The sequence below is a fragment of the Mesorhizobium sp. M7A.F.Ca.CA.001.10.2.1 genome, assembly GCF_003998575.1.
GTDB lineage: Bacteria > Pseudomonadota > Alphaproteobacteria > Rhizobiales > Rhizobiaceae > Mesorhizobium.
Genome location: NZ_RZQY01001123.1, coordinates 1 through 986, shown reverse-complemented (window position 1 = coordinate 986; position 986 = coordinate 1). Strand labels below are relative to the sequence as shown.

Below are 986 nucleotides of genomic sequence, written 5' to 3'. Positions count from 1 at the left end.
GGTCGTGCCTATCCTGTTCTACCGCTCGATGCTGCTGGCCGCCGATGTCGCGCCAATCGACGCACTTTTTGAAGCTCTGCGACAGCGCGGCATCAACCCGGTCCCCATCTTCGTCTCCACCCTCAAGGACCCGGCATCCCTGGCCTTCGTGGAAACAGCACTCGCCTCACTGAAACCCGCCGCCATCGTCACCGCTACCGCTTTCGCGTCCGGTGCCGAACCGGGCAATGAGACCTTGTTCGACCGCGCCGGCGTGCCGGTCTTCCAGGTCATCGTCGCCACCACCCGCCGCGACATCTGGGAGAGCAACCAGCGCGGCCTGGCGCCCGCCGACCTTGCCATGCATGTCGTGCTGCCCGAGCTCGACGGCCGCATCCTGGCCGGCGCCATTTCCTTCAAGGGCGAGAGCGAGATCGATCCAGCACTTGGCCACCGCGCTTTCGCCAACCGGCCGGAACCGGATCGCGTGGCGCAAGTGGCTGACCGCGTCGCGGCCTTTATCCGCCTGCAGGAGACGCCCCGCGCCGAGCGCAAGCTGGCGATCCTGATGCCGGATTATCCCAGCGCCCCCGGCCGCACCGGCTATGCCGTCGGCCTCGACGTGCCGTCCAGCGTGCTGGCCATTCTGCATGACCTGAAGGGACAGGATTATGGTGTTGAGGGAATTCCGGAGACGCCGCGTGGGTTGCTGGATTTGCTGGAAGCCAGCGATACTGGATTGGCCTTAGATAACTACATTGCCTTCTCGACGGAGTTGCCGACTGCGGCAATCGCTGCGGTCGAAGCCGCTTGGGGGAAGGTGGAAGATGAGACGGGTCTGCGCGAGGCGCCCCCCTCTGTCCGGCAGGACAGAGGGGGGCGCCTCGCGCCGAAGTTTCCCCTTCCGCGCCACCACCTTCGGCAACGTCACCATCGCCCTCGCCCCGGATCGCGGCCGCTCCGCCGACCGCCGCGCCGACTACCACGATCCGACGCTGCCCCCGCGC

Annotated in this window: 1 pseudogene; it reads left to right on the top strand. The window is 66.9% G+C overall.

Going from position 1 to position 986, the window contains the following annotated elements:
• Nucleotides 1–986: pseudogene (locus EN964_RS35575) on the top strand (cobaltochelatase subunit CobN); the annotation flags it as partial.